Source organism: Streptococcus sp. 27098_8_75 (assembly GCF_041432475.1).
Taxonomy (GTDB): domain Bacteria; phylum Bacillota; class Bacilli; order Lactobacillales; family Streptococcaceae; genus Streptococcus; species Streptococcus gordonii.
The window spans coordinates 354,017-380,769 of the sequence record NZ_JAPVZR010000001.1; the positions used below are offsets into that span (position 1 = coordinate 354,017).

Consider the following 26,753-nt stretch of genomic DNA (forward strand, 5'->3'; position numbering starts at 1 on the left):
AGTTAGACTCTTGAAAATCAAAGAATAAAATCTACAAAGTTTACATTTGATTTTCGACGAGAGGAATTATTTGATTGCGCGTGATTGCAATCCTTCTTCTTCCAAGAAGAGGCGGAATGGTACGAGTTCTTCTGCTTCGTATTTTTCCTTGAAGGCTTTGATTGCTTCTTCTGAGTGTTGTTTTGGATCCAATTCAAGTACTTCTACTGGAAGTGGACGATGTTGAGAGATGCGAGCATCGATCACAACAGTTTTACCTTCTTTATTGAGTTTCACAGCTTCTGCAACAACTGCATCGATATCTTCGATACGGTCAACTGTAAATCCTACAGCACCTTGCGCTTCAGCGATTTTCGCATAGTCAGCATTAGGGAAGTCACAACCAAACAAGTGTTTGTTTGTGTCTTCGTATTTGTCCTTGATGAAGGCATATTTACCATTTGAGAAGACAACGTTGATAACTGGAAGGTCGTATTGAACGTTTGTGATAACGTCTGGGTAGCACATGTTGAATGCACCGTCACCCATGATGTTCCATACTTGGCGATCAGGATTGTCTTTCTTAGCAGCGATACCACCAGGAAGGGCAATACCCATTGTCGCAAAGAGTGGAGATGTACGCCACATGTTCTTAGGTGTCATGTGAAGGTGACGAGTAGATGTTTGAGTAGTGTCACCTACGTCGATTGAGTAGATAGCGTCTTGGTCAGCATGTTTGTTGATTGCATTGTAAACTTGATACAATTGCAATTCACCCTCAGTTTTACCTTCGAGTTTGTTCATGTAATCACGCCAGTTTTGGTTGTTCTTAACGTTTGCACGCCACCATGGAGTAGATTCTACTGGGTTTACTTTGTCAAGGATTGCTTTCGCTGCTTGACCTGCATCACCAAGGATAGAAGCGTCAAGGGCATGACGTTTACCAAGTTTGTAAGGGTCGATATCGACTTGGATGAATTTTTCAGTGTTCTTGAAGGCTTCGTAAACTTCAGCAAATGGGAAGTTTGAACCAAGGAAAAGAACTGTGTCTGCTTCAAAGACCACTTCGTTGGCTGGTTTCCAACCAACACGGTAAGCAGAACCTGTCAAACCTTCGTAGTTCCATTCAAAAGCTTCAAAGTTTTTACCAGTTGTGATGATTGGTGCTTTGATTTTACGTGACAATTCAGTAATGACTTCACCAGCTTTAACACCACCGTAACCAGCGTAGATAACTGGGCGTTCAGCATTGTTCAAGATTTCAACTGCTTTGTCAATTTCAACTTCGTTCAAAGCAGGAGCGATGAATGAACGTTCGTATGAACCTGAACCATAGTATGAGTTTTCATCGATTTCTTGGAAACCGAAGTTTACTGGAATTTCAACAACAGCTGGACCTTTTTTAGAAACTGCAGCACGGCAAGCTTCGTCAATTACTTTTGGCAATTGCTCAGCGTAAGCGACACGTTTGTTGTAAACAGCGATACCGTTGTACATTGGGTTTTGGTTCAATTCTTGGAAGGCATCCATGTTGAGTTCGTTAACTGGACGTGATCCAAGGATAGCAAGAAATGGAGTGTTATCCATAGCTGCATCGTAAACACCGTTAATCAAGTGAGTCGCACCTGGACCACCTGAACCAACTGCAACCCCGATTGAGCCGCCAAATTTAGCTTGCATGACTGCTGCAAGAGCACCTGTTTCTTCGTGGCGAACTTGCAAGAATCGGATATCTTTGTCTTCAGCCAAAGCGTCCATGAGTGAGCTGAGTGTTCCTGATGGGATACCGTAGATGGTGTCTACGCCCCATGTTTTCAATACGTTGAGCATTGCTGCAGATGCAGTAATTTTCCCTTGAGTCATAAGAATAACTCTCCTTCAATAAATTAAATTTTCAGTTATTGAAAACATTTTCACTTGTGAATGAAAACGCTTCAAGAAACTTTACTATATCAATTTACCATGTTTTTTCTCACTTGTATAAGAATATGCTCATAGATGCTCAATCCCTATTACATAACAGATGCTCTTTTTTGATAAAATTTTACAAACTATAGTAGAATAGGATATTTTATTATAATTTGCATGCACCTCTAAGACTTGTAGCTGTAGGAAATCGAACAAAAAGAGGCTGGGACAAAAGTCCTAGCCTCTTAATTGTTTTTGGATTGTCGAGCAAGACGCAGTGGTTGAGTGGGCTCTACTACATTGATTTCATTAGCTTTTACAGCCCTACTCAACTGTGCGGAGGTGAGACGACGAAATCGAATTCTAACGAATTACCGATTTCTGTCCCACTCTCTTTTTGTTTCATTTAATCAATTTTCGTAAAATTGAGAAGTAGCGAGCTAGTCAAAACAGACACAGAACTAAGGGCCATGGCAAGACCTGCTAGTTCTGGATTGAGGGTCAATCCCAGTCCTGCAAAGACTCCAGCAGCAATTGGAATCCCAATGATATTGTAGATAGAGGCCCAGAAGAGATTGAGTAAGATCCTGCGGAAGGTCTTTTGACTCATGTCAAAGGCACGCACAACGCCAAGCAAATCATTTTGCGTGAGCACGATGCCACCGGACTCGATCGCAATATCCGTTCCAGATCCCATAGCGATCCCCACATCTGCGATCGAGAGAGCTGGAGCATCATTGATGCCATCTCCAACAAAGGCGACCTTGCTAGCTTCTTGCAGTTTTTGGATGGCGCTAGCTTTTTCTTGAGGAAGGACATCAGCAATGACGGTATCAATTCCCACTTGCGTAGCAATAGCTTGGGCCACCCGTTCATTATCCCCCGTTAACATGACCGTTTTCAAGCCCCGTTCTTTGAGCTTTTTGATCGCTTCTTTTGAGCTGGCCTTCGGAGCATCTTGAATGGCAATCAACCCAATCACTTGCCCATCCACAGCCAAATTGATCACTGTTTTGGCCTGCTCTTGCAACTCTACCATCCGTTTTTCAAGCTCTGGATCCATCGCTGTCCCGTCATGAAGTTTGCCATTTCCCAAGGTCACCAACTGCTGGTCGATCTGACCTTGGACCCCTTTTCCTTCAATCGCTTGGAAATTTTCCACAGGGGATAACACCAAACCTTTTTCTTCTGCTTGGGATAACACCGCTTGGGCTAGTGGATGTTCTGAAAAAGTTTCAAGACTAGCAGCCAGTGTCAAGACACGCGCTTCATCTCCTACAACATCGGTTACAAGTGGTTGACCAATAGTAATAGTCCCTGTCTTATCAAACACAACGGTTTGAATCTTTTGCACTTCTTGAAGAACTGTTCCATTTTTAATCAGAACCCCCATCTTGGCACTACGGCCGGTTCCGACCATCAGGGCTGTTGGGGTTGCTAAACCAAGGGCACAAGGACAGGCAATAATGAGGACAGAGACTGCATAGAGCATGGCCTCTTGAAGCGACGCGCCCAGAAGCACGGACCAAACCCAGAAAGTCGCAATGGCCAAAATCGTCACCACTGGAACAAAGATACCTGAAATCTTATCCGTCAAATCTTGAATGGGAGCACGACTGGATTGGGCCATTTTGACAAAGGCCACAATTTGAGATAAGAGGGTCTCACTACCGACTTTTTCAGCCTTAAAGAGAATGGTCCCATTGCTGTTGATAGTGGAGCCGATAACTGCATCACCAACTGATTTTTCCACAGGCAAGCTTTCACCTGTCACCATCGACTCATCAATGGTCGTACTTCCTTCTACAATCGTCCCATCAACCGCGATCTTTTCCCCAGGACGGACCCGAATCAAGTCATCAATTTGGATATCTTCCGCCGCCACCTCGACATAGTTCCCATCACGGAGAACTTGAGCCGTTTTTGCCTGCAAATCCAACAACTTTTCCACAGCCTTGGAGGCATCTTTACGCATCCGTTCCTCAAAGACTTGTCCTAAGAGGACAAAGAAGAGAATAAAGCCCGCACTTTCAAAGTATACCGGTTGACCAGTAAAGAGTGCAAATACACTATAGACATAGGCTACCAGGGTTCCAAGAGCTACCAAGGTATCCATATTGGAATGGTGCTTCTTAAATGAGGCCCAGGCACTCTTGATAAAAGGAACTCCTGCTACCAACATGATCGGCGTTGTCGCTAGAAAAGTCCCCCAGCGACTGACTGTATGGGATACAAATCCTGCCATCATCCCGATCATCAAGATCAATAAGGGAAGGGTAAAGATACTAGTAATCCAAAAGCGACCCAGTAAACCTAAGACACGACGGCGTTTTTCCACAACCGTGTAGGAACCCTTTTGCATCTTCATTCCACATGAAAACTCGAAGTCCCCTGTTTCTGTCGGGGTAAAGGATATCACCTTATCCACACCGACTTCCAAAGGCTCTAAAATCCCCTGATCTTCAAACAAAATTTCCTTGTAACAGCCGGAAGGATTGACCCGATGGAAGGTGATTTCAGCAGGGATCCCTTTTTGAAGTTGAAATTCTTTGGGACTATAGCCCTTTTCTGCTGTAATACGGATCTTTTGCACTCCGTTTTCCACAACTGCTTTTTGTTTTTCTACCATACCTACTCCTTTATTCCACAATCATGTGACCATGCATCATGTTCATTCCACATGAATACCCATATTCGCCCGCTTTTTCTGGCGTAATTTCAATGACATGTTTTTCACCTAAAGGCAAATCTTCATGAACGCCAAAATCTGGAAAGATCACTTGAGCCAGACATGAAGATGGATCCTTGCGATTAAAGATGATCCGGGCTGGAACATTCTTTTTCAGGACAATGGTTTCAGGCGAATAGCCCCCCATGACTTCGACTTCAATTTCTTGATAACCTGATTTCTGACGAGCGTGGCCGCTTACCTTTTCATGCTCTGCAAAGAACCACCAAGCAATAAAAGCAACCACAAGTAAACAAACAATACTAATCAACAATCCAAACATGGAATTTCCTTCTTTCTATTACATACAATTGCAAGGGACTGTTTCGACAGCCTCTGCTTTCTTTTCTTCCAGGACCTGCTGCAGCTGATTAAGATCTGCAAGCGTAAAGTCACTCGCCTGAATCAAGTTTTCAAGCACCTGGACAATTCTTTTTGAGCAAACCTTGTCTTTCACCTCCTCAACCACCAAGTCTAAACTCTGGTCCTGCGTCAACAAAGCCGAGTAAACAAAGGCTTTGCCTGATTTTTCTCTAGTCAAACATCCTTTCTCCACCAAGCGGGTCAAGAGAGTCTTGACCGTCGACTTCGACCAGTCAAAGCGCTCGGACAAGACGGCGATCAAATCCATGCTGGTCTGCTTGCCTTCCATCCAGATAATCTTCATGATGCGCCATTCCGCATTGGAAATTTGCATGGCTTCTCCTTTCAAAATCTACATTTGTAAATCCTATGATGCTATTTTACCTCTAAAATTTACATTTGTCAACCAAAAGTTTTGAAAAAAACAAATCTTCCTTTGAAGATTTGTCTGGTTGGGCTTTTTTCGCTCCCTATTTTTATCTCTATAACGTCTCTTTCAAAGCCTTGGACAGGGCTGCATAGCCAGCAATGGTCAGATGGAGACCATCTGTTGTGTAGTCTGGGCGCAGCTGGCCTCCCTCGTCCAGAAAAGCATCGTAGAGATCGATAAATTGGACATTCATGTAGGCGCTAGCCAGCTGGCGATAGGCCTGATTGAGGGCCTGAATCTTTTCATTGCTGCGGACATAGACCGTGCTCTTGTAGGCGGGAGCTTCATTGACCGGCAGGACCGACAGAAGTTGGATCTGGGCCAACGGGTACTCTCTGGAAATCTTCTGAATCACTCCTTCTAGGTTGCCCAGTGTCTCAGACCGAGGCATTTCTTTGCCAATATCATTGGTACCTATCAGGATAAAGACCTTATCCAAAGCCTGCCCAAAGAGATGGGCATCTAGGTTTTCTAATAGCAAATCAGTCTTATAACCCCGGATCCCACGGTTAATCAGGACTTTATTCGTCTGCAATAGTTCCTGCAAAGGATAGTATTCTACGATGGAATCTCCAATAAAAATAATATCTGGTTCCTTAACGGATACTTGATTCAATTCTCGGTATTTATCCTGCATTTTTGCCTGCTCTTTCAAGAGCCATTCTTCTAATAATTGTACTGCCATATCCCTATCTTTCTTTTAAATACTGCTCTAAAACTTGGAGAACCCCTGCCTCACTATTACTTGGTGCAATATATTTAGCCATTCTTTTGACTTTTTCTTCTCCGTTTTCCATTGCAAAAGAATAACCCACCAATTCAAGCATTTCTAGATCATTTTCGCTGTCGCCAAAGGCCATAATTTGATCAGTGTCAATCTTCCAACGCTCCATCAAGCTACGTAATCCCCAACCCTTATGAATTCCGACCGGCAATAAGTCAATAGCCCCGTAACCACTTGTAACTGCATTGAGTCGCCCCGCAAAATCTTGATTGATTCTCTGTGTCACAGAACTAGTCTGCTCTTCATCTACTACGATACTCATTTTTATAACAGCTTCTTTATCCAGCTCCTGAAAGTCACTGAGAAAATGAATCTGCTGGTAGAATTCCCTGGCTCTTTCTTCCGTCATAATTCTATCTATAATAGGAAAATCCGTGCCTTCTAAGGTGTGAGGACCATTTTGGAGATTAGCAACCAAATGGTAATCCCGCTCTCTGCCAGCAAAATATTCTAAAACTCCCTGGACCAGATGACTATCCCAATGCTTCTCCACAATCTTGTCTTCCCCTTCGAAAATACGAGCGCCATTAGCTACGACAAAGGTAATACGATTCGTCAGTTCTGGACCAAAAAGTTTTCGCATCCGACCAATTTCATTACCAGTAGCTACTACAAAGCGAATATCTCTCTTCTCTAGCTCATCGAAAATAGTAGTCAGACGAGGCAAATCTAGCTGTCCCTGTCCGTCCAGCAAGGTTCCATCCATATCTGTCGCAATCATTCTGATGCTCATACGATTTCCCCCTCTTCTGGCAAATGCCACTGACCGCTCGTTTCATAGTCTTCTATAATTCTTCTAGCCCCATCCGTTATTTCCTTGGGATAATGGAGACTTTCAAGTGTATTCACTGCATTTTTGGTCAGGGCACTCCCCTCTTTAATCTGATAATCAAACACAATCTCTCCATCACGGTATTGGCTGTCGAAGTGAAATTGGTCATTTAAATCTCCAGAAGTAGCCACCAACTCCACATCATGACTGGAAATCATGTATAGACAGTGACGCTCAGCCAGCCATTTTATAATACCTAGACCTGCACCAATCCGCTCAAGAGTGTTGGTCCCCTTAAAAAGCTCATCGATGAAGAAATAATGGATCCCTTCTTGTTCCAAACTCTCTAGCATCCGCTTAATGGTGCGACTCTCAGCAATAAAATAGCTGTCGCCTGTCTCAATACTGTCGCTCACATCCATGGCTGTCAAGACTGAACCATAGGCTAGGTTGAGACTTTCTGCACAGGCAAAGTTCAGACTTTGAGCTAGGATAGCATTGATAGCAACTGTCCGTAGATAGGTGGACTTCCCAGAAGCATTGTCTCCGCTGATCATGATGTTTTTGGTAAAGCTGACATCATTGCTGACTGGCTGACTAAGTAGAGGATGATAGAGTTTTTTGCCCTCTATTCCCGCCTCTTCACAAAAACTTGGCTGGCAGTAAAAGGGAAGAGATTCTTTGTAGTTCAAAAGGCTTATAGCTGCTTCCAAGCGACCGAGAATATCTAAAACAGACTTTGCCTCTTGCTGATGGTAAAAAATTTGTCTGGAAATATAGGATTGAGCCATCTGAGGGATTAGGAAAATCATATTAAGGTAGAGCAAGATGATTTCCAACTCTGACCCACCTGTTTGATTTTGAAAAACCGAACCAAATACCCTAGCAGCACGGAAAGGTTTGATAGATGGATTTAAATGTTCGTGGCCCGGGAAATTCAATCCCTTCATTTTATCAGCTATATAGAAAATCCTGACTAAGTAACTCATATTTTCCAGCTTCATGGACAAAGACCAGCGTGTCATGGCTGAAAAGATTATATTGACCACTAGACTAGTCAAAAATAGAACTAGGCCTAGTGAATCAGCTACAAATATCAGACACAAGGAGATAATTGGCAGTGAACCTAAGAGGATATAAAGAGGCCACCAGTAATTGGGCTTGATTGGCTGTAAAACTAGTTTTTTAGCATGATTGTAATTCTTCTTACCTAACTGAGCAAATAGAACTTGCAAATCCAAGCGCTCCTTAGGATGGTTTTTCAAGTAGCTCTGCAATTGTTCAAAAATTGGATCTGCTTCAAAGCGTTGCAACCTCAGTTTACTATACAAGTACTCAGAACCAAGACTAGACTGGGCCCCAGCATCTATCTTAGAGAAAATATCATACAAATCCAAATCCGACCAGGTTTGATCGTCTACTAAGCTATCGTATGACTGAAGTTCCATTTCCAGCAGAAGAGACTCGCATAGGCTCGCTTCGCTATCGGCTTTAGCCAAACGATTAGAACTTCCCCAGTAGCCTGCCAATTTTTGTTTAAAACGGTGGCGACTCACTATTCCAATAATATAAATCACGACGCAAATCCCTAGAATGAAGAACAGGATTTTAAAAGAAGAATCAAACATAAAAACTCCTTAATAGCAATTGAAATAATCCCCCTCATTATACTACTTGATATAGTAAAAATCAAAGAGGCATTCAACCGCCAACAATTAAAAAGCGAGTTCGAAAACCCACTTTTTACTCTTTAATGATAGAGACTGTCTCCATTCGTCGCAATGACTTCTTTGTACCAATCAAAAGATTTTTTCTTGTAACGGGCTAGAGTTCCGCTACCGTCATCGTTGCTGTCAACATAGATAAAGCCGTAGCGCTTACTGAGTTCTGCCGTGCTGGCTGAGACCAGGTCAATACAGCCCCAAGTTGTGTAACCTAGCAATTCTACGCCATCTTCAAGCGCTTCTCCTACCTGCTGCAAATGCTGTTTGAGATAATCAATACGGTAGTCATCTTCAACCGTTGGGCCATTTGGACCATCCACCAAGACATCCTTGGCACCGAGACCATTTTCCACGATAAAGAGAGGCAACTGATAGCGATCATAAAAGCTATTTAGCACCAAGCGCAGGCCGACTGGGTCAATCTGCCAGCCCCATTCTGAGCTAGCCAGATGAGGATTCATAATACCACCTAAAAGGTTGCCTCGGCCGGAAGAATAATTTTCCGGATCATGAGCCGCAACCACACTCATATAGTAAGAGAAGGAAATAAAGTCTACAGTATTTTCAGCCAAAAGCTCTTTCTCACCTGGCGCAAACTGAATCTCAATCCCGTTCTCCTTGAAGAAACGATTGATATAGGCTGGATATTTTCCACGCGCATGGATATCAGAGAAGAGGTAGTTTTGATTTTCAAATTCCCGAGCCGCTAGCACATCTTCAGGCTTAGGTGTCATAGGATAGGCCGGCATAGCCAGAACCATACAGCCAATCTTAAAATCAGGATTGATCTCATGACCGATCTTCGTTGCCAAGGCAGACGCCACTAGCTCATGATGGACTGCTTGATAGAGGTCCTGTTTGGACAGATCTTCAGCTGGCGTGGCAATGCCTCCGCTCATAAAAGGCGCATGGAGAACAGAGTTGATTTCATTAAAGGTCAGCCAATACTTGACCTTATCCTTGTAGCGAGTAAAAACCGTGCGGACATAGCGCTCGTAGAAGCCAATCAAATCGCGGTTGGCCCAACCATTGTACTGACGAGCCAAATGCAGGGGCGTTTCATAGTGAGACAAGGTAATCAGCGGCTCAATGCCATATTTGGCCAGTTCGTCAAAAAGATTGTCATAGAATTGCAGACCAGCTTCATTGGGCTCCAGCTCGTCTCCGTTTGGAAAAATCCGAGACCAGGCAATGGAAGTCCGGTAGACCTTGAAGCCCATCTCTGCAAAGAGAGCAATGTCCTCCTTATAGCGATGATAGAAATCAATTCCTTCCAGCTTAAGATTATCTGCTGTCGGCCCCTCGGTAATCAAAGGATTGCGATCACCTGGCTTGGCTGGCACTCCGCCTTTTGGAGTCACGTCTTGAACAGACAGGCCTTTCCCATCTAGATTATAGGCACCCTCATATTGATTTGCCGCCGTTGCACCGCCCCAGAGGAAATTTTTAGGAAATTTAGCCATTGCATTTCTCGCTTTCGTTTTTTCTTTGATTATATTATAATCTTAGATGAAAATGTTTTCTTACACAATTCTCTTATATATTGATACTATTCTACTACAAGGAGCAGGGAATGCTAGATCTTGGACAGCTTCATAAAAATACCGTATATAAAAATCAAGGGACCCCCTATTCACTGACCCGCACTATTACTGAAAATGGGCAACCGGACATCCTCTTTCATTGGCATACTGACGTTGAAATGATCTATGTTCATGAGGGAACTGCCAAGTTTCATATTGACCAGGAATATTTCAACAGCAAGGCGGGGGACATCATCCTGATCCGCCCCAATGCTCTTCACTCCATTCATCCCATCGAAAATCAAAAACATTACATGGATGCCTTGAATTTCCAGCTAGACTTAATGGGCTACTCTGCCATGGACCAGGCTAGTATCGATTACCTGCAACCCCTCTACAAGGGGGAGCTGGACTTTGTTCACGTGATCGAACCCCATCACAAGGGATATGAAGCCATCCGTTCCTGTCTGATTGAAACCATGGAGACTGGCTATCATCGCAAGGGCTACTTTGAATTTCAGATAAAGGCCCAGCTTAACCAGCTCTTTTATCTGCTTTTTGAAAATGGTTATGTTGTCTCCAAAACGCAATCCTTGGAAGGCTACCGCAAAGAAGAGAAAATTAGGACCATCATTGATTACATCAACCTTCATTATCAGGAGGAGTTAACGATTGATCATCTGGCTAATATTTGTAGCTACAGCGCTACTCACTTTATGAACTTTTTCAAAAAACATATTGGCATCTCCTGCATGGAGTTCCTCATTCAGTTTCGATTGAGAAAGGCGACCGAGCTTCTGCAACATTCAAATCTTTCAGTCCTTGAAATTGCGAGTCAATCTGGCTTCAACAACTTGTCTAACTTCAATCGTCAGTTCAAAAAATACTATCAAATGACTCCCAGACAGTATCGGAAGAAATGACATTTATTGAAACACATAAAAAACAGCTTCAACGATATCCGAGGCTGTTTTATTTGTCAAAAATATTGAAAATTATTTTTTTATCTTACTTGTCTTTTTATCCAAGTCATTTAAACCAGCATGGCCAGAATGATATTCACAAGTCCCAACACTAGCAAACTCCGCAAGAGCAAATGTCCTAACTTCTCTTTAAAAAAATTGCGTCGAAGAAACGGGCCAAAAATCAGCAAAACCATGGTTGCTAAAGCCAGAATCAACCAAATCACCAAAAGCAACCAAAAGAAAATGAATTGATATAAGAACATGACTCCTCCTAATTCTCTAGTAAGCATGACCAGTAATGAGAGCATAGATAATTCCAAAAACAAAGTATAAAGCAAGCCCCATGCCAAACAAGAGCCATAGACGTCCCAACAACTTCAAATAGAGAGACTTACCCGCTTGACCAAAGAAAATTACCAAAAGAGCCGGCAGACTAAGGATTGATAGTATAGAGAATATCGGAACAAAGAAACCCACCATCAACAAACCACTCCCTATACCTTCCATCTCTAAGCTCCTTTCTTGTTCATTATAGCAAATGTCCTTTTTCACTCCAAGTAAAAACCAGAAAAGCCTAGCTCCTCTGGTAATGTTGATTGACAAGAAAATATTTAGTCCCAATTCAAGCCAACATGGTCTTTCATTTCTTGGTAGGCTTTATCAATCCGCTCCTTGGTAGCTTCATCCAGCCTATCCCGATATTTTCCACCTTCTATAAAGTCTTCCAGAATCAGAGTTTGGTAGCTATAAAGCGGATAGCCTTCAGCAGAAAATCCACCTTTTTCTACACGGCTGACCCAGGTAGGATGAGCCTGAGCACTCTTGATTCGGGTACCTTTGAGCGTCTTTTCAAGAGTCAGATCCATGAGAACCCCCCGCTCGGTCCACTGAGCATTTTCAACTCCTTCCATGGTCTCAATCCGTTGATTAGAAATGAAATTTCCCATAGAGTAGATGATTAGTTTTTTCTGGCCGTCCTTTTCCAGAGTTTCAGATGGTTGTGTCACATGTGGGTGTCCACCAAAGATGATGTCGGCACCCCAATCCACCATTTTGTGGTAGAGGGTTACCTGCTCTTCTGTCGGTTGTAGCTGATACTCTACTCCCATTTGAGGCATGACAACCGTAATGTCGGCTTCTTTCTCAGCACGTTCGATTTCCGATTTCATTTTCTCCTCATCAAGATTAGACAAATGCTGGTCATATTCATCTTGACTGAGATTTCCTTCCATTCCATTAAATCCGTAGGAATAGGCTAAGATAGCTATTTTAATCCCATTTACTTCTTTAATAGTCAGAGGCGCTTGAGCACGTGGTTCATGGGTATAAACACCAACCGGTGTAATTCCTTGGTCTTCAAAAGCCTTAGCAGTTGAAAATAGACCAGATAATTGGGAATCTAAAATATGATTATGAGCCAAGTCAAGCACATGATAACCCGCATCTTTAATAGCTCCTACTACTGACTCAGGTGCATTAAACAGCGGATAGCCTGCTAAAGGTAGGTCTGGACTAATGGTCCCTTCAAAATCTCCAATCGTAAGATCCGCTTGATGGAGCCATTCTTTAGCATACTGAAAATTCTCTGAGAAATCATAACTACCATCTTCTCGTAGAGCGCTCATATAGAGGGCATCATGGTAAAGCAAATCACCATTTGCCATGATACGAGCTGTTTGAACCTGCTTGTTTGCTACAGTCTTCGGTCTAGCTGAATTTTTATTTTCTATACTTGCCTGCCTCGTCTGCTTTCTTGCATCTATTTCCTTTTGGAAAAATAAAATGAGACTAGCCGAAAGAATAATCAGACTAAACAAAGCAAAAACAAACCATTTCTTTTGGGCTTCAGCTTTTCTTCTATCCGAACGTTTCATCCTTTTCGCCTCCTACCATATCTATTTTACCATAAAATAGATGTTCCAGTCACCCTCTAGAAAAACATTGTCATCATTAAAACCTCTGAACATTAAGGCCTTTTGAAACTTAAAAAGAGCAGGTGGGATCTACATCCTGCTCTTTTCATACGGTTTTTAGTTTAATTCAAATAGAGTATCCCCTAGGTCAACTTCCCCTTCTGCCAAAACCTTCAGATCTCTGAAGCGACTCATATTAGTGACAATAATCGGAGTTGTCACTGGATAACCAGCTTCTTTAATCGCATCGATGTCAAAGCTGAGTAAAAGTTGGCCTTTTTTGACCTTAGAGCCTTGCACAACATGGGCCGTAAAGCCTTTTCCGTCAAGAGCGACCGTATCCATCCCCACATGGATAAGAAGTTCAGCTCCATCATCTGTAGCTAAACCAATAGCATGGTTGGTAGGGAAGAGCAGGCGAATGACACCATCAGCAGGTGCTACTACTTCGCCAACACTTGGCTCAATGGCAACTCCTTTGCCCATAGCTCCGCTGGCAAAAACTGCGTCTGGAGTGTCCTCAAGAGCGATTACCTCACCAGCTAATGGACTTGTTACAACTTGCTCAACAGCTCCTTCAGAGACTCTTTCTTTTTCAGAATCTAAAGACTCGTTAGCATTTTTTTCTGACTGACCACCGAAAAGATTTGGAATCTTGACCAGCTGAGTCAGACCAAAACCTAATACAAAGTTTGCCACAATAGCGATGAGGAAGTGAATCAATGTCATGCTGTTGCCAGCTTCAATAAAGGATGGAATTGCAAAAAGTCCCATACCTCCCATAACCTGCATTTTGACATCAAAGAAAGCCAGATAAGCTCCAGTCAACGCTCCGGAAATACAGGTCATGATGAATGGCAAGCGCATTGGAAGCGTGATCCCGTAAATAGCTGGTTCCGTCACACCAAAGAGAGATGAGATGAAGGCTGGAATCGAAAGCTGACGAACCTTATCTTCTTTGGTACGCATCATGATATTGAGTAGGGCACCTGCCTGAGCAAAACAGATAGCAATAGTGGCAACAAGGATGACACCTGGACCCTTTTGAACCTCCAAAATTGCCAACGGTACCAAGCCCCAGTGAAGACCGAACATAACTAGAACCTGCCAAGCAGCCCCTAGAACGATACCGTACAGCACTGGACTAAGGTCATAGATACCTGTAAAGAGAGCACCGACCAAATCAGACGCCCAGCTCATTACCGGACCGATGACCAGAAAGGCCAATGGCACTGTAATCAAAAGGGTAAAGAATGGTACGATAAAGACTTTGACAACATCTGGAATGATTTTTTTAAAGCCTTTTTCAATCTTGGCTCCAGCCCAAACAGCTGCAATCACTGGAAGGACCGTTGACAGGTAGCTAGATGTAGGGAAGATAATAGGAAGACCGAAGAAAGTCGAGAAAATTGGAGACTCAATCGGTGTACCAGCAAAAAGTGTATAAAGCGGTTTTTCCGCTGTAAAACTAGCTGCGATATTTGGATAAACCAAAGCAAAACCGATAGCCAAAGCGGTGAACTGATTCATCTTGAACCGTTTAGCAGCTGTAATAGCCAAAATCAAAGGAAGAAACTGGAAGAGACCATCACCGGCTGCATTGAGCACAACATAAGCACCATCTGTATCAGGCACTCCAATAGCTGCCATAATGGCTACCACACCTTTGATCATACCTGCTGCTGACAAGGTACCGAGCATCGGCTGGAAGAGGCCTGATACAAGCGCAATGAAGCGGTCAAACAGATTTCCTTCTACAGCATCGTCATCTGCATCGACACTGCCCTCTCCAGAAATACCAGCAACTCTGAGCACCGTTTCGTAGACATCAGGCACATGATTTCCAATAACGACTTGATATTGACCTCCGGCCTTGACAACCGTTACAACCCCATCTCGCTTCATCAGATAGTCCGTGTCCGCCTTTGATTCATCCTTTAAGGAAAAACGTAAGCGTGTCACGCAGTGTACTAGTTTGGTAATATTGTCCTTGCCACCTACATGGGCAACAATGTCCTTAGCTAATTCGGTATAATCTTTAGCCATTTGGGATCCTCCTGTTCTATTTTGATTACGCTAGACCTGTTCAAGCTCCTGAAAAAAAGAAGAAACCTAGACGAATACCAAATGAGAAGATAGAACAGAGTTCTAACTCATTATTTGTATTCATCTAGGTTTTGCCTGCGTGATCAGTAACAATCCTTGTATCTAGTATAGCATATGATTTTAAAATTGCAAGCGTTTTCTAAAAAATTTTTAATGTTTTTAGAAAGTATCTTAAAAGAAAAGAGACTGAAAGCAAATGCAGCCTCTATTTTCTTCTCAAAATCAATCTTCTATATTGACATTCACTGTCAAAACCTGTCCATCTCGGACAACCTGCCGGCCAGCAATGTAGGCATCCTGAACGTCGCTCCCCTTAACAGCATACACAAGATGTGACAGCATATTTTCCAAAGGATAAAGGTGAATCCGCCCCTTTGGTTGAATAGCAATGAAATCAGCTTGCTTGCCCACTTCCAGACTACCAATTTTGTCCTCCAAGCCCAGCGCTTTAGCACCCTCAATCGTCAGTGCTTTCAAGGCTTGATCAATCGTAAACTGACTTGCATCACCTACCCGCATCTTTTGAAGTAGAGCAGCAGTCCGACCTTCTTCAAACATATCCAGATTATTGTTAGAAGCGACAGAATCTGTTGCGAGGCCAACAGTCACACCAGCAGCTAGTAAGTTGGTCACCGGAGCCACACCAGAAGCCAGCTTGAGGTTGCTGATAGGATTGTGGGCGATGCTGACTGGTGAAGTCGCTAAATCCGCAATCTCTGACGGATTCAGCTCAACCCCGTGAGCAAAAATGGCTGGTTGCTCCAAGTAACCCAGATCTTTCAAGAAAGCCAGAGGACGTTTACCGTAGCGTTCTAGGATAATTTTATTTTCATTTTGGGTCTCTGCTACATGGATATGAAGCCTCAAATCCAACTCACGCGCTAAATCTACACTGCCCTTTAGCAAATCTTCATCACAGGCATAGGGGGAATGAGGGGCCACCATGACCTGAAAATTTTTGTCATCATAGGAGAGAATCTCCTCGATAATAGCCCGCGTACGAATCAGGGTCTCTTCTGCTGTTTCCGCTGGCGAAGTAAAGAGGGTTGGAGAGAAGTAACAGCGCATCCCCGACTGACGGACGGCTTGATAAACTTGCTTAATATCTACCCCATGAGGATTATACATATCATTAAATGTCGTTGTTCCTGATAGCAACATCTCAGCCAGAGCAAATTGAACTGCTTTAGTGGTTACTTCTGCTGTAAACTGGCTCTCTGCTGGCCAGATATAATCCTCCAACCATTCATGCAGATTGCTATCATCACGAATCCCACGTAGCAAAGTCATGGCCGAATGAGTATGGCAGTTGACCAAACCTGGCATAATCCAAGCTCCTTCATAGTCCACTGTTTCACTACATTTCTCTAACCATGCTTGGTCATAGGGGCCGCAGTAGGCAATGCGGTCGTCCTCCACCACAAGCAGGCCTTCCTGATAAACATGAAATTCGCTATCACAGGTCACCAGATTGACATTTATATAGGCTTTCATCTGATATATCCTCACTTTCTAAATACTTGCACTCAGGAGATTTTAGCTATTATAACAAGCCTTATAAAATAGTTCAAGGGATTCTTGTAGTTTAGTCAAAACTAAGATAAGCAGGGTCCGGTGTAATATATAATAATTGGCCTTTATAAAATACGAGGAAGACCTCATTCTTCTTGTAACTATATAAGACGTAGCTGTTAGCAGATTCATCTCCCCCAGCCAGTCCAACTCCGACTGCAACATCCGCTACTGCAGCACCAAAGGCGCTCAGTTGCTCTTTTGTAAGATGCTGGTCTAAATATAATGATTTTAAGTTTTTAATTTCTTGGTTTCTAAAGTTTCCAGTGAGGTATTTTGGATCCCTTATCACTGCCTCAGGTTCACCTAGTGCTTCTTTGACTTTTTCCTCAGTATAGCCTTCATAACTAGGCACTTGAGCTTTAATTTGCCCGTCAGAAGAGTTGTAAGATACACTTCCATGTCCTTTTGCATAGATTTTATCTTTTGGAGCTAACTGGTCTCCTTCGTCCGAAGCTTCCCTTTTTTCTGAGAATCCAGAATTATCCTTCTCTCCACTTTCCTTACTTGACGACTGAGTCTCTTTACTAGTTTTCTCTTCTTTACTAGTTGACTTAGTCTTTTCTTCTGATTTTGAGCTTGAACTTTCTTCAGTTGGTTTATTCGAATTAGCCTGCCCTTTACCATTAGATTTACAAGCAGTTAGAGTGATAATCGTTAAAATAGTAAGTAAAATCGTCAAAAATCTTTTTAATTTCATCTTTCACTCCTCATTTTTATTATGATCATTATCCCTTATCTAAAAACTTTTGTCAACGCTCAGAAAAAAAGGCCTAACGGCCTTTTATTTCATGTGTTGAAGCAGATCAGCATATCCTTCTGCTTCCATTTTTTCTTTTGGAATAAATCGCAGAGCTGCTGAGTTGATACAGTAGCGCAAGCCACCTGCTGTTTCTGGACCGTCAGTAAAGACATGCCCCAGATGGGCATTGCCAGAACGGCTGCGCACTTCGATCCGCTCCATGCCGTGGCTCTTGTCTTCATAGTATCTCAGAACTTCTCTGGCAATAGGCCGACTAAAGCTAGGCCAGCCGCAGCCAGACTCAAACTTGTCACCGGCAAAAAAGAGGGGCTCCCCAGTCGTCACATCAACATAAATTCCTTCTTCAAAAGTGGCATTGTAGGCATTGTGGAAAGGACGCTCTGTCGCACTGAGCTGGGTCACCTGGTATTGCTCTTGCGTCAACTGTTCTTTCAGTTCCGCATCTGTAGGTTTTTCATACTGACTAGGATCGACCAAGGGCTGATAGGCGTCATTGACATTGATATGACAGTAGCCACCGGGATTTTTCTTGAGATAATCCTGATGGTAGTCCTCGGCTAGGACATAGTGGCGCAAAGGTTCCAACTCAACAGCAATCTTTTGTCCCAACTGCTTTTCCTGCTCAACAAAGACCTGTTCAATGACCGCCTTATCGGCTTGATTGGTATAGTAAACACCTGTCCGATACTGGCGTCCTACATCATTTCCCTGCTTATTGACCGACAGAGGATCAATAACTCGGAAATAATAGAGCAGGATTTCCCGCAGACTAATCCTCTTTTCATCATAGATTAGATGAACTGTCTCTGCATGGTCTGTCTGATGAATCAGCTGATAGTTGGTTGATTCCACCTGCCCATTGGCGTAGCCCACTGTCGTTTCCTCCACACCCTCAATGCGGGAAAAGTACTCTTCCAATCCCCAGAAGCATCCGCCTGCTAAATAAATTTCTGCCATAAAAGCACCTCATTTCTTTGCGTCTATTTTCTCATAAAAGGAGTCGAAATTATAGCAATTTGATTAGAACTTTCTTCAAAATAATATGAATAAGCTGGGTCTTATTGACAATCAACCCAGCCATGTTCTTCATTTCAAATCACAATAACGCTTGTATAGAAGATTATTCCTCTATATACTTCAATTTCCCACGGAAATCTTCTAGGTTTTCATAGCCTTTTTCTTCCATAATAGTCTTGAGTTCTGAGGTGATGCGCTCAAAGGCTGCTACACCTTCTTTATGAAGGGTTGTTCCTACCTGCACCATACTGGCTCCACAGAGGATATGCTCAAAGGCATCTCGTCCCGTCAGGACACCACCAGTACCTATGATTTGGATTTCTGGTTTAAGGCGTTGATAAAAAGCGTGGACATTGGCTAGAGCGGTCGGCTTGATGTACTGACCTCCGATACCTCCAAAACCATTTTTCGGACGAATGACCACTGACTCATCTTCTATATAAAGACCGTTTCCGATCGAGTTTACACAATTGACAAACTTGAGCGGATAGTTGTTAAAAATCGCAGCGGCTTGGTCAAAATGCACAATATCAAAATAAGGAGGCAGCTTAATGCCTAGGGGCTTTTTGAAATAAACAAAAACCTCTGACAAAATTTTTTCCGTCGTTTCAAAGTCATAAGCAATCTGTGGCTTGCCAGGGACATTGGGGCAGGAGAGATTGAGCTCAGTAATGCCTTTAAAGTCACTTGCCTGCACTTTCTTAAGAATGGTGTGGGTTTCTTCTGGCGACATACCGACCAAAGAGAGGAAGAAGGTACGATTCGGTTCACTTTCCTGGAGTTCCAGCAGGTAGTCCAGATAGTAGTCTAAACCATTATTAGGCAGACCCATGGAGTTGATAGACCCCAGCGGAACATCCTGATAGCGCGGTTCTGGATTTCCCTGACGAAATTCCAGCGTCGCTGTCTTGGTCACAAAGGTCCCCGCAGCAGAATCTTTGACTTCCGCCAGTTCCTCTTTTGTCATGCAGGCAACACCAGCTGCATTCATCAGGCAGTTGTCAAATGCAAAACTAGCAATCTTTGTCGATGTCGAAACCATAGTAAAACGCTCCTTTTTCTTCTGAAGACTAATGCTTCTTTCTCTTTTTCCTCATTATATCACCAAACTCCGCTTTTTCGCTTTTTAAACTGGAATTTTCTAACAAACGTTCGGGAATCTATCCGAAAGATAGTTTTGCAAATTTTCAGAAAATTCAACTTTTTTCTTTACACCCCAAAAAAATTCTGCTATAATGGCTCATGTAATAAAATATAACAACAAAAAGGAGAACGATATGACATCTGCTAAAGAATATATCCAAAGCGTGTTTGCAACTGTGAAAGCTCGTAACGGGCATGAGGCTGAATTTCTCCAGGCGGTTGAGGAATTCTTCAGCACTCTGGAGCCCGTTTTCGAAAAACACCCAGAATACATCGAAGAAAATATCTTGGCACGTATCACTGAGCCTGAGCGCGTTATCAGCTTCCGTGTTCCTTGGGTAGACCGCGAAGGCAAAGTACAAGTCAACCGTGGTTACCGTGTTCAATTCAACTCAGCTGTTGGACCATATAAAGGCGGACTTCGTTTCCACCCAACTGTAAACCAAGGGATCTTGAAATTCCTCGGTTTCGAACAAATCTTTAAAAATGTCTTGACTGGACTTCCAATCGGTGGAGGTAAAGGTGGATCAGACTTCGATCCTAAAGGGAAGACTGATGCTGAAGTGATGCGCTTCTGCCAAAGCTTCATGACTGAATTGCAAAAATACATCGGACCATCTCTTGACGTACCTGCTGGTGATATCGGTGTTGGAGGACGTGAAATTGGTTACCTTTACGGACAATACAAACGTCTTAACCAATTTGATGCTGGTGTCTTGACTGGTAAACCTCTTGGATTTGGTGGTAGCTTGATTCGTCCAGAAGCAACTGGTTATGGTTTGGTTTACTATACTGAAGAAATGCTCAAAGCTAACGGTAACAGCTTTGCTGGTAAGAAAGTGGTTATTTCAGGTTCTGGTAACGTAGCTCAATACGCTCTTCAAAAAGCAACTGAACTCGGTGCTACTGTCATCTCTGTATCTGACTCAAATGGCTATGTCATCGATGAAAATGGTATCGACTTCGACCTTCTTACAGATGTTAAAGAAAAACGCCGTGCTCGTTTGACTGAGTATGCAGCTGAAAAAGCAACTGCTACATACCATGAAGGTTCTGTATGGACTTACGCTGGTAACTACGACATCGCTCTTCCATGTGCGACTCAAAACGAAATCAACGGTGAAGCAGCTAAACGCTTAGTTGCTCAAGGTATTATCTGTGTATCTGAAGGTGCCAACATGCCTAGTGACCTTGATGCGATTAAAGTCTACAAAGAAAACGGAATCCTTTACGGACCTGCCAAAGCTGCCAATGCTGGTGGTGTAGCTGTATCTGCGCTTGAAATGAGCCAAAATAGCCTTCGCCTCTCATGGACTCGTGAAGAAGTTGATGGCCGTCTCAAAGACATCATGACAAACATCTTCAACACTGCTAAAACAACTGCTGAAACATACGGTCTTGGTACTGACTACCTTGCAGGAGCAAATATCGCTGCCTTCGAAAACGTAGCAAATGCTATGATTGCACAAGGATTAGTTTAATTAATCGATAGATCCTATCGGAGGTCAATCATGAACTTACGGCCAATGGAAGTGAGAGACAATCCAGCTGTAGCACAACTCATTCGAGCTAGCCTAGAAGAATTCGGGCTTGACAAACCTGGAACTGTCTACTTTGATTCTCATCTAGATCATTTGGCCGACTATTATCATCATCAAGAGAGGTCAGCTTACTTTGTTTTGGAAGATGAAGGGCAGCTCGTTGGATGTGGTGGCTTTGCACCTGTGTCTGATAAGATTGCTGAGTTACAAAAACTGTATGTCACTAAAAATAGTCGTGGCAAAGGTTATTCCAGCCAGTTGATAAAGCGGATATTCCAGGAAGCCCGCCTAGCAGGTTATGAACAGCTTTATCTAGAAACCTCTACTGAACTGGCTACGGCTGTGGCAATCTATCAGCACTATGGTTTTACAGCATTGAAACAAGCACTTTCTAACGCCGCCGGCCACCCAGCTATGAATATCTGGATGATAAAATCCCTCTCATCAGATGAATAGATGGCAGTATACTAATGTAGCCAATGCTATGATAGTAAAGGTATTGTTTAAAATTCATTTGTTCAATCCTCAATCGCTCTGATTGGGGATTTTTATATTGGTTTCAAAAAAGCTCACTATTTTTAATAGTAAGCTTAAAAATCAAGATTTATTTTACTTCTACTAAGACAGAAGATAGGCATTCAACAATTTCGTTTACTGCTTCATCTATGTTCACATCTTCCTTATCATTTAACATCATTGGAATAACATAAGAAAGACTCAAGGCTAGAATATAACGAACAATTCTTTCATTTGACCAATCTCGGATAACACCATTTTCTTTAAACTGATTCAGAACTGGACTAATTGGCTTAATGATAGAGTGAATAATAACATTCCCTAACTGGTCAGAAATATTTTTATCAATAAAAGAACGACTCAAGAGAATTTTAACTTGCATTTGATTCTCCTGAATGAAAACTAGTCTATCTCGAACAATGCTTCTCAAAAACACTGGAAAACTCTCTTGGTTTGCTGTAAATTTCTTCTCAGAAAAATCAGCAATCACATCTGGAATAACTTGTTCGAGAAAAGTTGACAGAATAGCTTCTAATATTCCTTCCTTGGTTTTAAAGTAACTAAAAACTGTCCCCTCTGAAACCCCAGCCTCCTTGGCAATAAGGCTTGCTGTTGTGTTTTCAAAGCCAATTTCTGAAAATAGCTTTAGACTTGATAATAATACTTGACGTTGTTTTAAACTCAAGTTGCTATTTTCTAACGTCTGAGCATACTTTTGTTCTAAACTTTCCATTGCTGGTACCTCTCTGCTACTCTCTTACTTTTACAACTTTCTTACCTCGAGTGTGTCCCGACTTCAGACTACGATATGCCTCTCTAACAGACTTTAGAGAAAAATCATAAACCTGATCAATATTCAGCCGAACCTTCCCATCTGAGATCATTTCCGCTAGAATATTCAAATCATCATAAGTGGAATGTCTCGGACCCGTGAACTGGGCACCTTTTACCATAACATATGGTGAAGGTACTAGCGTTCCAATAGCCGTGGCCTTCAATCCCAAACTGAAAGCCAATTTAACATAATCACTTCCATAGCAATCCAAGAATTTTGTAATCGGCTTTGGACTTGCTGATAGAAGAGCATCCTGGATGTTCTCTTCGTAAGCTACTGGTATAGCACCTAAAGACTTCAGATATTCTGAATTTTTCTTACTTGCAATTCCAATAACTGTCGCACCTTTAGCAACCGCATACTGTACTGCGATACTTCCAATACCACCTGATGCTGCTGAAATAACTACAACATCTTTAGAGTTTAGCTCAATCTTTCTAAAAGCACCTCCCACTGTTAAAGAGGCTACCCCCATAGTAGCAGCATGATTCATATCAATCATATCTGGTTTCAATACAATTTCCGATTCATTGACACAAACTTCTGTTGCCAAAGCTCCCCTCTTGGTTCCCAATCCAGGGTCACTGATCATTGTTCCAAAAACCTTGTCCCCTACTGCAAACCGACTTACTCCTTCACCGATTTCTGTGATAACTCCAGCAAAATCCCGACCAACACCTCTTGGAAAAAGAGATGATTTTGACTCAAACCAACGACTTGGATGCCTTAGTTTCGTCATAAAAGATAAAAATCTAAGTGGCTTTGCCCCCTCAAAAGTCTTATAATCAATAGGATTTAAACCAACAGCATGAACTTCTACCCTAACTTGATTCACTTCCAAAACATCAGATTTAATGTTCACCAAATCTAGCACTTCTTCATCACCGAAACGACTATATTGTATTGCTTGAACAACCATTTTATGAACTCCTTTACTTATCCATAAATTGAGTGAGCACTCAATCATTTTCTTGATTGTACGCTTATTCTTCAAAGATGTCAACTATAGTGTTCCCACAACTTCTAACTAAGTTAGCTGTTCATGATAAAAATGGATCCAATTTCAGTATCTTGGTAAGTAAAAAAAAACTGCCGGTTCAATAGCTCTATATTTCCTCACGAAAGATTATTAAACTATAACTCAAAGAAATCCGACTGCTTATAAAAGCAGTCGGATTTTTATATATCTAATTTTTCAAAAAATGTGCCTGCTGACTGCTTTTCTTTTAGCTTCTCCAGCAGCTCATTCTCCAGAAAAGGACTCAGGTCGTCAAAATCTTGACAAACCTTAAAAACAGTCTCTCTGTCCAACTGGCCATAAGTTAGTTCGTAGTAGTCCTTATTATGATGCCAGTTCTGGTCATAGTTGATATCTGCCCGTTGATAGTAAACAATGTTTTGCTTGGGTGTCAGATAAACCTTCTGCGTCAGAATGCTTTTCTGATCTTTGGACAGCTTGCTGCGGCTGAAAATCTTAACCCCTTGAAAAATTTTGCGCTCATGGATACCTTGATTTGTGACTTTCAATTCTACTCTTTTATAATGCATACTGATACCTCCAGAAATCACCTACATTATATCAGGTTCTGGCAGATTTTCAAGCAAAAGCGTCATTTCCAAAATTCTTTAGTCGCCTCTAAAATCTCTGCCGTCGGTGTTACTGTGGCCTCAATAATGCTCTTTCCAGTCTTTTTCAGATAAGCTTGTATCAGATGATAGCCATAAGCATAGCCTGCAGCATAAGGCATTCCAACTGGTATTTGACCCTGTATCTCTGCAATTTCATCACCGTAGAGATAAGGAGCCATTTCCGCCATTCCCGTTAGCTGAAGCTGACTTGAGATGATGGGCTTAATCTCTTCTAACTGCTCGGAACTGGTTGAAGTAACCCAAGGCCCAATGAGATCTTTGCCATAGAGCTCAGCAGCAAAAGACTCTGCCAATCCTTCACTGACTACCCAGTCTGCTAGTGTCGTCTGCTGGTTCCATTTGATAAATTGGAAGCGGACATTATGGTTGCACTCGTGGGCCAGAGCTGCCTGCACACGTGGCAAAGTATAGTCATTCGGTAGCAGACTAAGCATGAGGTAGCCCGGAATTCCTCCATCTCCGCTATAACCCTTATTGAGCTGTAGCATGGGCTTTTCTGGATTGCCTAACAAAATAGTAAAATAGTAATCCTCAACCTCTAAATCATAGCCAGCTTGCTCAAAAAGACCGATACTCCTCTTGATGGTATCTTGACAATTTTGCCAGAGTTGATCAGAGCTCAGAGCATCAATAGCCGGTCTATCCTTTTCTGACAGAGAGCTGGGTAGCTGGTTCATAAAGCCAAGTAGGAAAAGAGCATCAAATCCTCCAGGATACTTTGCTTTCAGAGGAATATGTTGAGTTTGGTATTTGGTTGCAAAAGGTGCTAATATTTTCGCTCGAAAGCAACCTTCTCTCTTTTCTAAAGGAAGCTCGAGCATCTCTTGATAAACTTTATCTGAACGAATCATATTGATTTGCATAATAATCTCCTTTCTTATCTTGTATTACTATACACCCTCCTCTAAGGTCAGAGTCAAGAAAAAGATTTAAAACTTTTCTAAAATTGTCTTATCGTTTATGAAATCAGCTACTTCCAATTGTAGATTTTAGGGAATATAGGGAATGACCAGCTAGGACCAGCATTGCTTTCACTAGCTTTCTATTGTATAATGGAGAAATACTCTGTGGCGCGTTCAGATAATACGAATCTAATGAGTATGATTTTTACTGCTTTCTGGGCAATTAAAAAGCCATTGAACTAATTTATCTATCAATGAGAGAGCTCTGCTTTCTTACAGCCAAGCTTCAGCAATTTCTTTAACTGTTGGAGCAGACTTTCTATCGTAACGAAAGGAATAGCCATGCTTCATCGAATAATTCTTACTTGGAAAAAAACAAATCTTATTAAACGTATTTCGCTAGGCATCCTCTGTGGTGCTCTATTAGCCGTCCTCTTTCCCCAAGCCTCAGCAATTGGCCTATTGGGGGAAATTTTCGTTGGCGGTCTAAAAGCAATTGCCCCTCTTTTGGTTTTTGCCCTTGTTGCCAATGCCCTATCACAGCAGAAGAAGGGGGAAAAGAGCAATATGAAAAAAGTGATTTTGCTCTATCTGTTGGGGACATTTGCTGCTGCCCTTGTTTCAGTCCTTGTGAGCTTCGTCTTTCCGCTTGAAATTGATTTGGCAGACGCTAAACAGTCCCTCTCACCTCCTGACGGCATCGGACAAGTTCTAAGTAACCTCTTGCTAAAGCTGGTTGACAATCCCCTCAATGCTCTTATTTCAGCTAATTATATTGGCGTTCTCTCTTGGGCTGTAGTTTTTGGGATTGCCATGCGCGAAGCGAGTCATCACAGCAAGGATCTGCTTCGAACCTCAGCTGAAGTTACTTCTAAAATCGTCGAATGGATCATCAACCTCGCTCCCTTCGGGATTTTAGGTCTGGTTTACACTACCATTTCTGGCAAGGGATTTCAGGCTCTACAAAGTTATGGTTTATTGCTCTTAGTCCTAATTGCCACTATGCTGATTGTCGCCCTGATCATCAATCCCCTGATTGTCTTTGCCATGCTTCGAAAAAACCCCTATCCTCTTGTTTGGCGTTGCCTCAGAGTCAGCGGTGTTACAGCATTCTTTACACGTAGTTCTGCAGCTAATATTCCTGTTAACATGAAACTTTGTCGAGACTTAAATCTAAACCCTGAAACTTATTCTGTCTCGATTCCTCTGGGAGCCACCATCAATATGGCTGGTGCTGCGATCACTATTAATACTTTGACCCTTGCTGCTGTTCATACTTTGGGAATCCAAGTAGACTTTGCTACTGCCTTCGTCTTGAGCATCGTTGCGGCTGTCTCTGCCTGCGGTGCATCTGGAGTTGCAGGTGGCTCTCTTCTACTGATTCCTGTTGCTTGTAGCCTCTTTGGTATTTCTAATGATTTAGCTATGCAAGTCGTTAGTGTTGGCTTCGTGATTGGGGTCATTCAAGATTCTTGCGAAACTGCCTTGAACTCCTCTACAGATGTCCTCTTTACTGCTGTTGCAGAAATGAGAAACTGGCCTAAAGAAAATCGCTAATAAAAAATCCCCAAGCTCATCCTATCGACAGGAAAGTTTGGGGTTTTTATTTATTTTTAGTT

At 42.4% G+C, this 26,753-nt stretch carries 24 protein-coding genes; 4 read left to right on the plus strand and 20 right to left on the minus strand.

Annotated features, from left to right (window positions below; genetic code table 11):
• Positions 1–66: 66 nt before the first annotated feature.
• The 8 genes from spxB to O3640_RS01675 form a co-directional block, all read right to left on the minus strand.
• Positions 67–1,842, minus strand: coding sequence for a pyruvate oxidase (gene spxB, locus O3640_RS01640; protein WP_007520383.1), 1,776 nt, complete (start codon positions 1,840–1,842; stop codon positions 67–69).
• Between the two features lie 451 nt (positions 1,843–2,293).
• A complete protein-coding gene (locus tag O3640_RS01645) occupies positions 2,294–4,516 on the minus strand; it encodes a heavy metal translocating P-type ATPase (protein WP_060970699.1) in 2,223 nt (740 codons plus the stop codon).
• 10 nt (positions 4,517–4,526) lie between these two features.
• Positions 4,527–4,898: a cupredoxin domain-containing protein gene (locus O3640_RS01650; RefSeq protein WP_002901455.1), complete on the minus strand. Its 372-nt coding sequence runs from the start codon at positions 4,896–4,898 to the stop codon at positions 4,527–4,529.
• Between the two features lie 18 nt (positions 4,899–4,916).
• Positions 4,917–5,312 (minus strand): CopY/TcrY family copper transport repressor, encoded by a 396-nt coding sequence (locus tag O3640_RS01655; protein ID WP_045634381.1) that lies wholly within the window; start codon positions 5,310–5,312, stop codon positions 4,917–4,919.
• A gap of 148 nt (positions 5,313–5,460) precedes the next feature.
• Positions 5,461–6,093, minus strand: a complete 633-nt coding sequence (locus O3640_RS01660; RefSeq protein WP_045634382.1) for an SGNH/GDSL hydrolase family protein — start codon at positions 6,091–6,093, stop codon at positions 5,461–5,463.
• A gap of 4 nt (positions 6,094–6,097) precedes the next feature.
• Positions 6,098–6,925, minus strand: a complete 828-nt coding sequence (locus O3640_RS01665) for a Cof-type HAD-IIB family hydrolase (protein WP_227955233.1) — start codon at positions 6,923–6,925, stop codon at positions 6,098–6,100.
• A complete protein-coding gene (locus O3640_RS01670) occupies positions 6,922–8,592 on the minus strand; it encodes a hypothetical protein (protein ID WP_195321490.1) in 1,671 nt (556 codons plus the stop codon). Before O3640_RS01670 ends, O3640_RS01665 begins: the two co-directional genes overlap by 4 nt.
• A 122-nt stretch (positions 8,593–8,714) precedes the next feature.
• A complete protein-coding gene (locus O3640_RS01675) occupies positions 8,715–10,151 on the minus strand; it encodes a glycoside hydrolase family 1 protein (RefSeq protein ID WP_011999815.1) in 1,437 nt (478 codons plus the stop codon).
• Between the two features lie 110 nt (positions 10,152–10,261).
• On the opposite strand from O3640_RS01675, the gene O3640_RS01680 reads away from it, so the two are divergent.
• On the plus strand, positions 10,262–11,134 hold the full coding sequence (locus O3640_RS01680) for an AraC family transcriptional regulator (protein WP_060970704.1): 873 nt from the start codon (positions 10,262–10,264) through the stop codon (positions 11,132–11,134).
• A 110-nt stretch (positions 11,135–11,244) separates the two neighbouring features.
• Here O3640_RS01680 and O3640_RS01685 read toward each other — a convergent pair whose 3' ends face one another.
• The 8 genes from O3640_RS01685 to O3640_RS01720 all read right to left on the minus strand — a co-directional run bounded on the left by O3640_RS01685 (position 11,245) and on the right by O3640_RS01720 (position 19,589).
• The gene (locus O3640_RS01685; protein WP_195321489.1) at positions 11,245–11,439 is read right to left on the minus strand and encodes a hypothetical protein; all 195 of its coding nucleotides are present in this window, start codon (positions 11,437–11,439) and stop codon (positions 11,245–11,247) included.
• A 16-nt stretch (positions 11,440–11,455) separates the two neighbouring features.
• Positions 11,456–11,683, minus strand: coding sequence for a hypothetical protein (locus tag O3640_RS01690; RefSeq protein ID WP_195321488.1), 228 nt, complete (start codon positions 11,681–11,683; stop codon positions 11,456–11,458).
• Between the two features lie 104 nt (positions 11,684–11,787).
• A complete protein-coding gene (locus O3640_RS01695; RefSeq protein WP_268723042.1) occupies positions 11,788–13,050 on the minus strand; it encodes a CapA family protein in 1,263 nt (420 codons plus the stop codon).
• 156 nt (positions 13,051–13,206) lie between these two features.
• Entirely contained in the window at positions 13,207–15,135 is a 1,929-nt protein-coding gene (locus O3640_RS01700; RefSeq protein ID WP_371586527.1) for a beta-glucoside-specific PTS transporter subunit IIABC, read from the minus strand.
• Positions 15,136–15,417: 282 nt separating this feature from the next.
• The gene (locus tag O3640_RS01705) at positions 15,418–16,689 is read right to left on the minus strand and encodes a TRZ/ATZ family protein (RefSeq protein ID WP_082307234.1); all 1,272 of its coding nucleotides are present in this window, start codon (positions 16,687–16,689) and stop codon (positions 15,418–15,420) included.
• Positions 16,690–16,780: 91 nt separating this feature from the next.
• Complete coding sequence (locus O3640_RS01710; protein ID WP_268723044.1) at positions 16,781–17,467, minus strand: DUF4947 domain-containing protein; 687 nt, start codon at positions 17,465–17,467, stop codon at positions 16,781–16,783.
• 84 nt (positions 17,468–17,551) lie between these two features.
• Positions 17,552–18,487 carry a peptide-methionine (R)-S-oxide reductase MsrB gene (msrB, locus tag O3640_RS01715; protein ID WP_082307235.1) on the minus strand — a complete coding sequence of 312 codons (936 nt, stop codon included), beginning with the start codon at positions 18,485–18,487 and terminating at the stop codon, positions 17,552–17,554.
• A 163-nt stretch (positions 18,488–18,650) separates the two neighbouring features.
• The gene (locus O3640_RS01720) at positions 18,651–19,589 is read right to left on the minus strand and encodes a dihydroorotate oxidase (protein WP_060970712.1); all 939 of its coding nucleotides are present in this window, start codon (positions 19,587–19,589) and stop codon (positions 18,651–18,653) included.
• Between the two features lie 235 nt (positions 19,590–19,824).
• Between O3640_RS01720 and gdhA the strand changes: the two genes are divergently transcribed.
• Complete coding sequence (gdhA, locus tag O3640_RS01725; protein ID WP_060970713.1) at positions 19,825–21,171, plus strand: NADP-specific glutamate dehydrogenase; 1,347 nt, start codon at positions 19,825–19,827, stop codon at positions 21,169–21,171.
• Between the two features lie 30 nt (positions 21,172–21,201).
• The gene (locus O3640_RS01730; RefSeq protein WP_195321484.1) at positions 21,202–21,687 is read left to right on the plus strand and encodes a GNAT family N-acetyltransferase; all 486 of its coding nucleotides are present in this window, start codon (positions 21,202–21,204) and stop codon (positions 21,685–21,687) included.
• A gap of 148 nt (positions 21,688–21,835) precedes the next feature.
• On the opposite strand, the gene O3640_RS01735 is transcribed toward O3640_RS01730, so the two are convergent.
• From O3640_RS01735 to O3640_RS01750, 4 genes are all read right to left on the minus strand, one after another.
• A complete protein-coding gene (locus tag O3640_RS01735; protein ID WP_195321482.1) occupies positions 21,836–22,480 on the minus strand; it encodes a TetR/AcrR family transcriptional regulator in 645 nt (214 codons plus the stop codon).
• A 16-nt stretch (positions 22,481–22,496) separates the two neighbouring features.
• A complete protein-coding gene (locus O3640_RS01740) occupies positions 22,497–23,501 on the minus strand; it encodes an NADP-dependent oxidoreductase (RefSeq protein ID WP_371586531.1) in 1,005 nt (334 codons plus the stop codon).
• A 260-nt stretch (positions 23,502–23,761) separates the two neighbouring features.
• Positions 23,762–24,130: an EXLDI protein gene (locus tag O3640_RS01745; RefSeq protein WP_227955231.1), complete on the minus strand. Its 369-nt coding sequence runs from the start codon at positions 24,128–24,130 to the stop codon at positions 23,762–23,764.
• Between the two features lie 62 nt (positions 24,131–24,192).
• On the minus strand, positions 24,193–25,095 hold the full coding sequence (locus O3640_RS01750) for a DUF2268 domain-containing protein (protein WP_195321548.1): 903 nt from the start codon (positions 25,093–25,095) through the stop codon (positions 24,193–24,195).
• 381 nt (positions 25,096–25,476) lie between these two features.
• On the opposite strand from O3640_RS01750, the gene sstT reads away from it, so the two are divergent.
• A complete protein-coding gene (gene sstT / locus O3640_RS01755) occupies positions 25,477–26,691 on the plus strand; it encodes a serine/threonine transporter SstT (RefSeq protein ID WP_195321550.1) in 1,215 nt (404 codons plus the stop codon).
• The last annotated feature ends 62 nt before the right edge of the window (positions 26,692–26,753 follow it).

Coding starts and splice junctions, on each gene's coding strand:
- spxB (WP_007520383.1), bottom strand. CDS start 1,842: ATGACTCAAGGGAAAATTACTGCATCTGCAGCAATGCTCAACGTATTG.
- O3640_RS01645 (WP_060970699.1), bottom strand. CDS start 4,516: ATGGTAGAAAAACAAAAAGCAGTTGTGGAAAACGGAGTGCAAAAGATC.
- O3640_RS01650 (WP_002901455.1), bottom strand. CDS start 4,898: ATGTTTGGATTGTTGATTAGTATTGTTTGTTTACTTGTGGTTGCTTTT.
- O3640_RS01655 (WP_045634381.1), bottom strand. CDS start 5,312: ATGCAAATTTCCAATGCGGAATGGCGCATCATGAAGATTATCTGGATG.
- O3640_RS01660 (WP_045634382.1), bottom strand. CDS start 6,093: ATGGCAGTACAATTATTAGAAGAATGGCTCTTGAAAGAGCAGGCAAAA.
- O3640_RS01665 (WP_227955233.1), bottom strand. CDS start 6,925: ATGAGCATCAGAATGATTGCGACAGATATGGATGGAACCTTGCTGGAC.
- O3640_RS01670 (WP_195321490.1), bottom strand. CDS start 8,592: ATGTTTGATTCTTCTTTTAAAATCCTGTTCTTCATTCTAGGGATTTGC.
- O3640_RS01675 (WP_011999815.1), bottom strand. CDS start 10,151: ATGGCTAAATTTCCTAAAAATTTCCTCTGGGGCGGTGCAACGGCGGCA.
- O3640_RS01680 (WP_060970704.1), top strand. CDS start 10,262: ATGCTAGATCTTGGACAGCTTCATAAAAATACCGTATATAAAAATCAA.
- O3640_RS01685 (WP_195321489.1), bottom strand. CDS start 11,439: ATGTTCTTATATCAATTCATTTTCTTTTGGTTGCTTTTGGTGATTTGG.
- O3640_RS01690 (WP_195321488.1), bottom strand. CDS start 11,683: ATGGAAGGTATAGGGAGTGGTTTGTTGATGGTGGGTTTCTTTGTTCCG.
- O3640_RS01695 (WP_268723042.1), bottom strand. CDS start 13,050: ATGAAACGTTCGGATAGAAGAAAAGCTGAAGCCCAAAAGAAATGGTTT.
- O3640_RS01700 (WP_371586527.1), bottom strand. CDS start 15,135: ATGGCTAAAGATTATACCGAATTAGCTAAGGACATTGTTGCCCATGTA.
- O3640_RS01705 (WP_082307234.1), bottom strand. CDS start 16,689: ATGAAAGCCTATATAAATGTCAATCTGGTGACCTGTGATAGCGAATTT.
- O3640_RS01710 (WP_268723044.1), bottom strand. CDS start 17,467: ATGAAATTAAAAAGATTTTTGACGATTTTACTTACTATTTTAACGATT.
- msrB (WP_082307235.1), bottom strand. CDS start 18,487: ATGGCAGAAATTTATTTAGCAGGCGGATGCTTCTGGGGATTGGAAGAG.
- O3640_RS01720 (WP_060970712.1), bottom strand. CDS start 19,589: ATGGTTTCGACATCGACAAAGATTGCTAGTTTTGCATTTGACAACTGC.
- gdhA (WP_060970713.1), top strand. CDS start 19,825: ATGACATCTGCTAAAGAATATATCCAAAGCGTGTTTGCAACTGTGAAA.
- O3640_RS01730 (WP_195321484.1), top strand. CDS start 21,202: ATGAACTTACGGCCAATGGAAGTGAGAGACAATCCAGCTGTAGCACAA.
- O3640_RS01735 (WP_195321482.1), bottom strand. CDS start 22,480: ATGGAAAGTTTAGAACAAAAGTATGCTCAGACGTTAGAAAATAGCAAC.
- O3640_RS01740 (WP_371586531.1), bottom strand. CDS start 23,501: ATGGTTGTTCAAGCAATACAATATAGTCGTTTCGGTGATGAAGAAGTG.
- O3640_RS01745 (WP_227955231.1), bottom strand. CDS start 24,130: ATGCATTATAAAAGAGTAGAATTGAAAGTCACAAATCAAGGTATCCAT.
- O3640_RS01750 (WP_195321548.1), bottom strand. CDS start 25,095: ATGCAAATCAATATGATTCGTTCAGATAAAGTTTATCAAGAGATGCTC.
- sstT (WP_195321550.1), top strand. CDS start 25,477: ATGCTTCATCGAATAATTCTTACTTGGAAAAAAACAAATCTTATTAAA.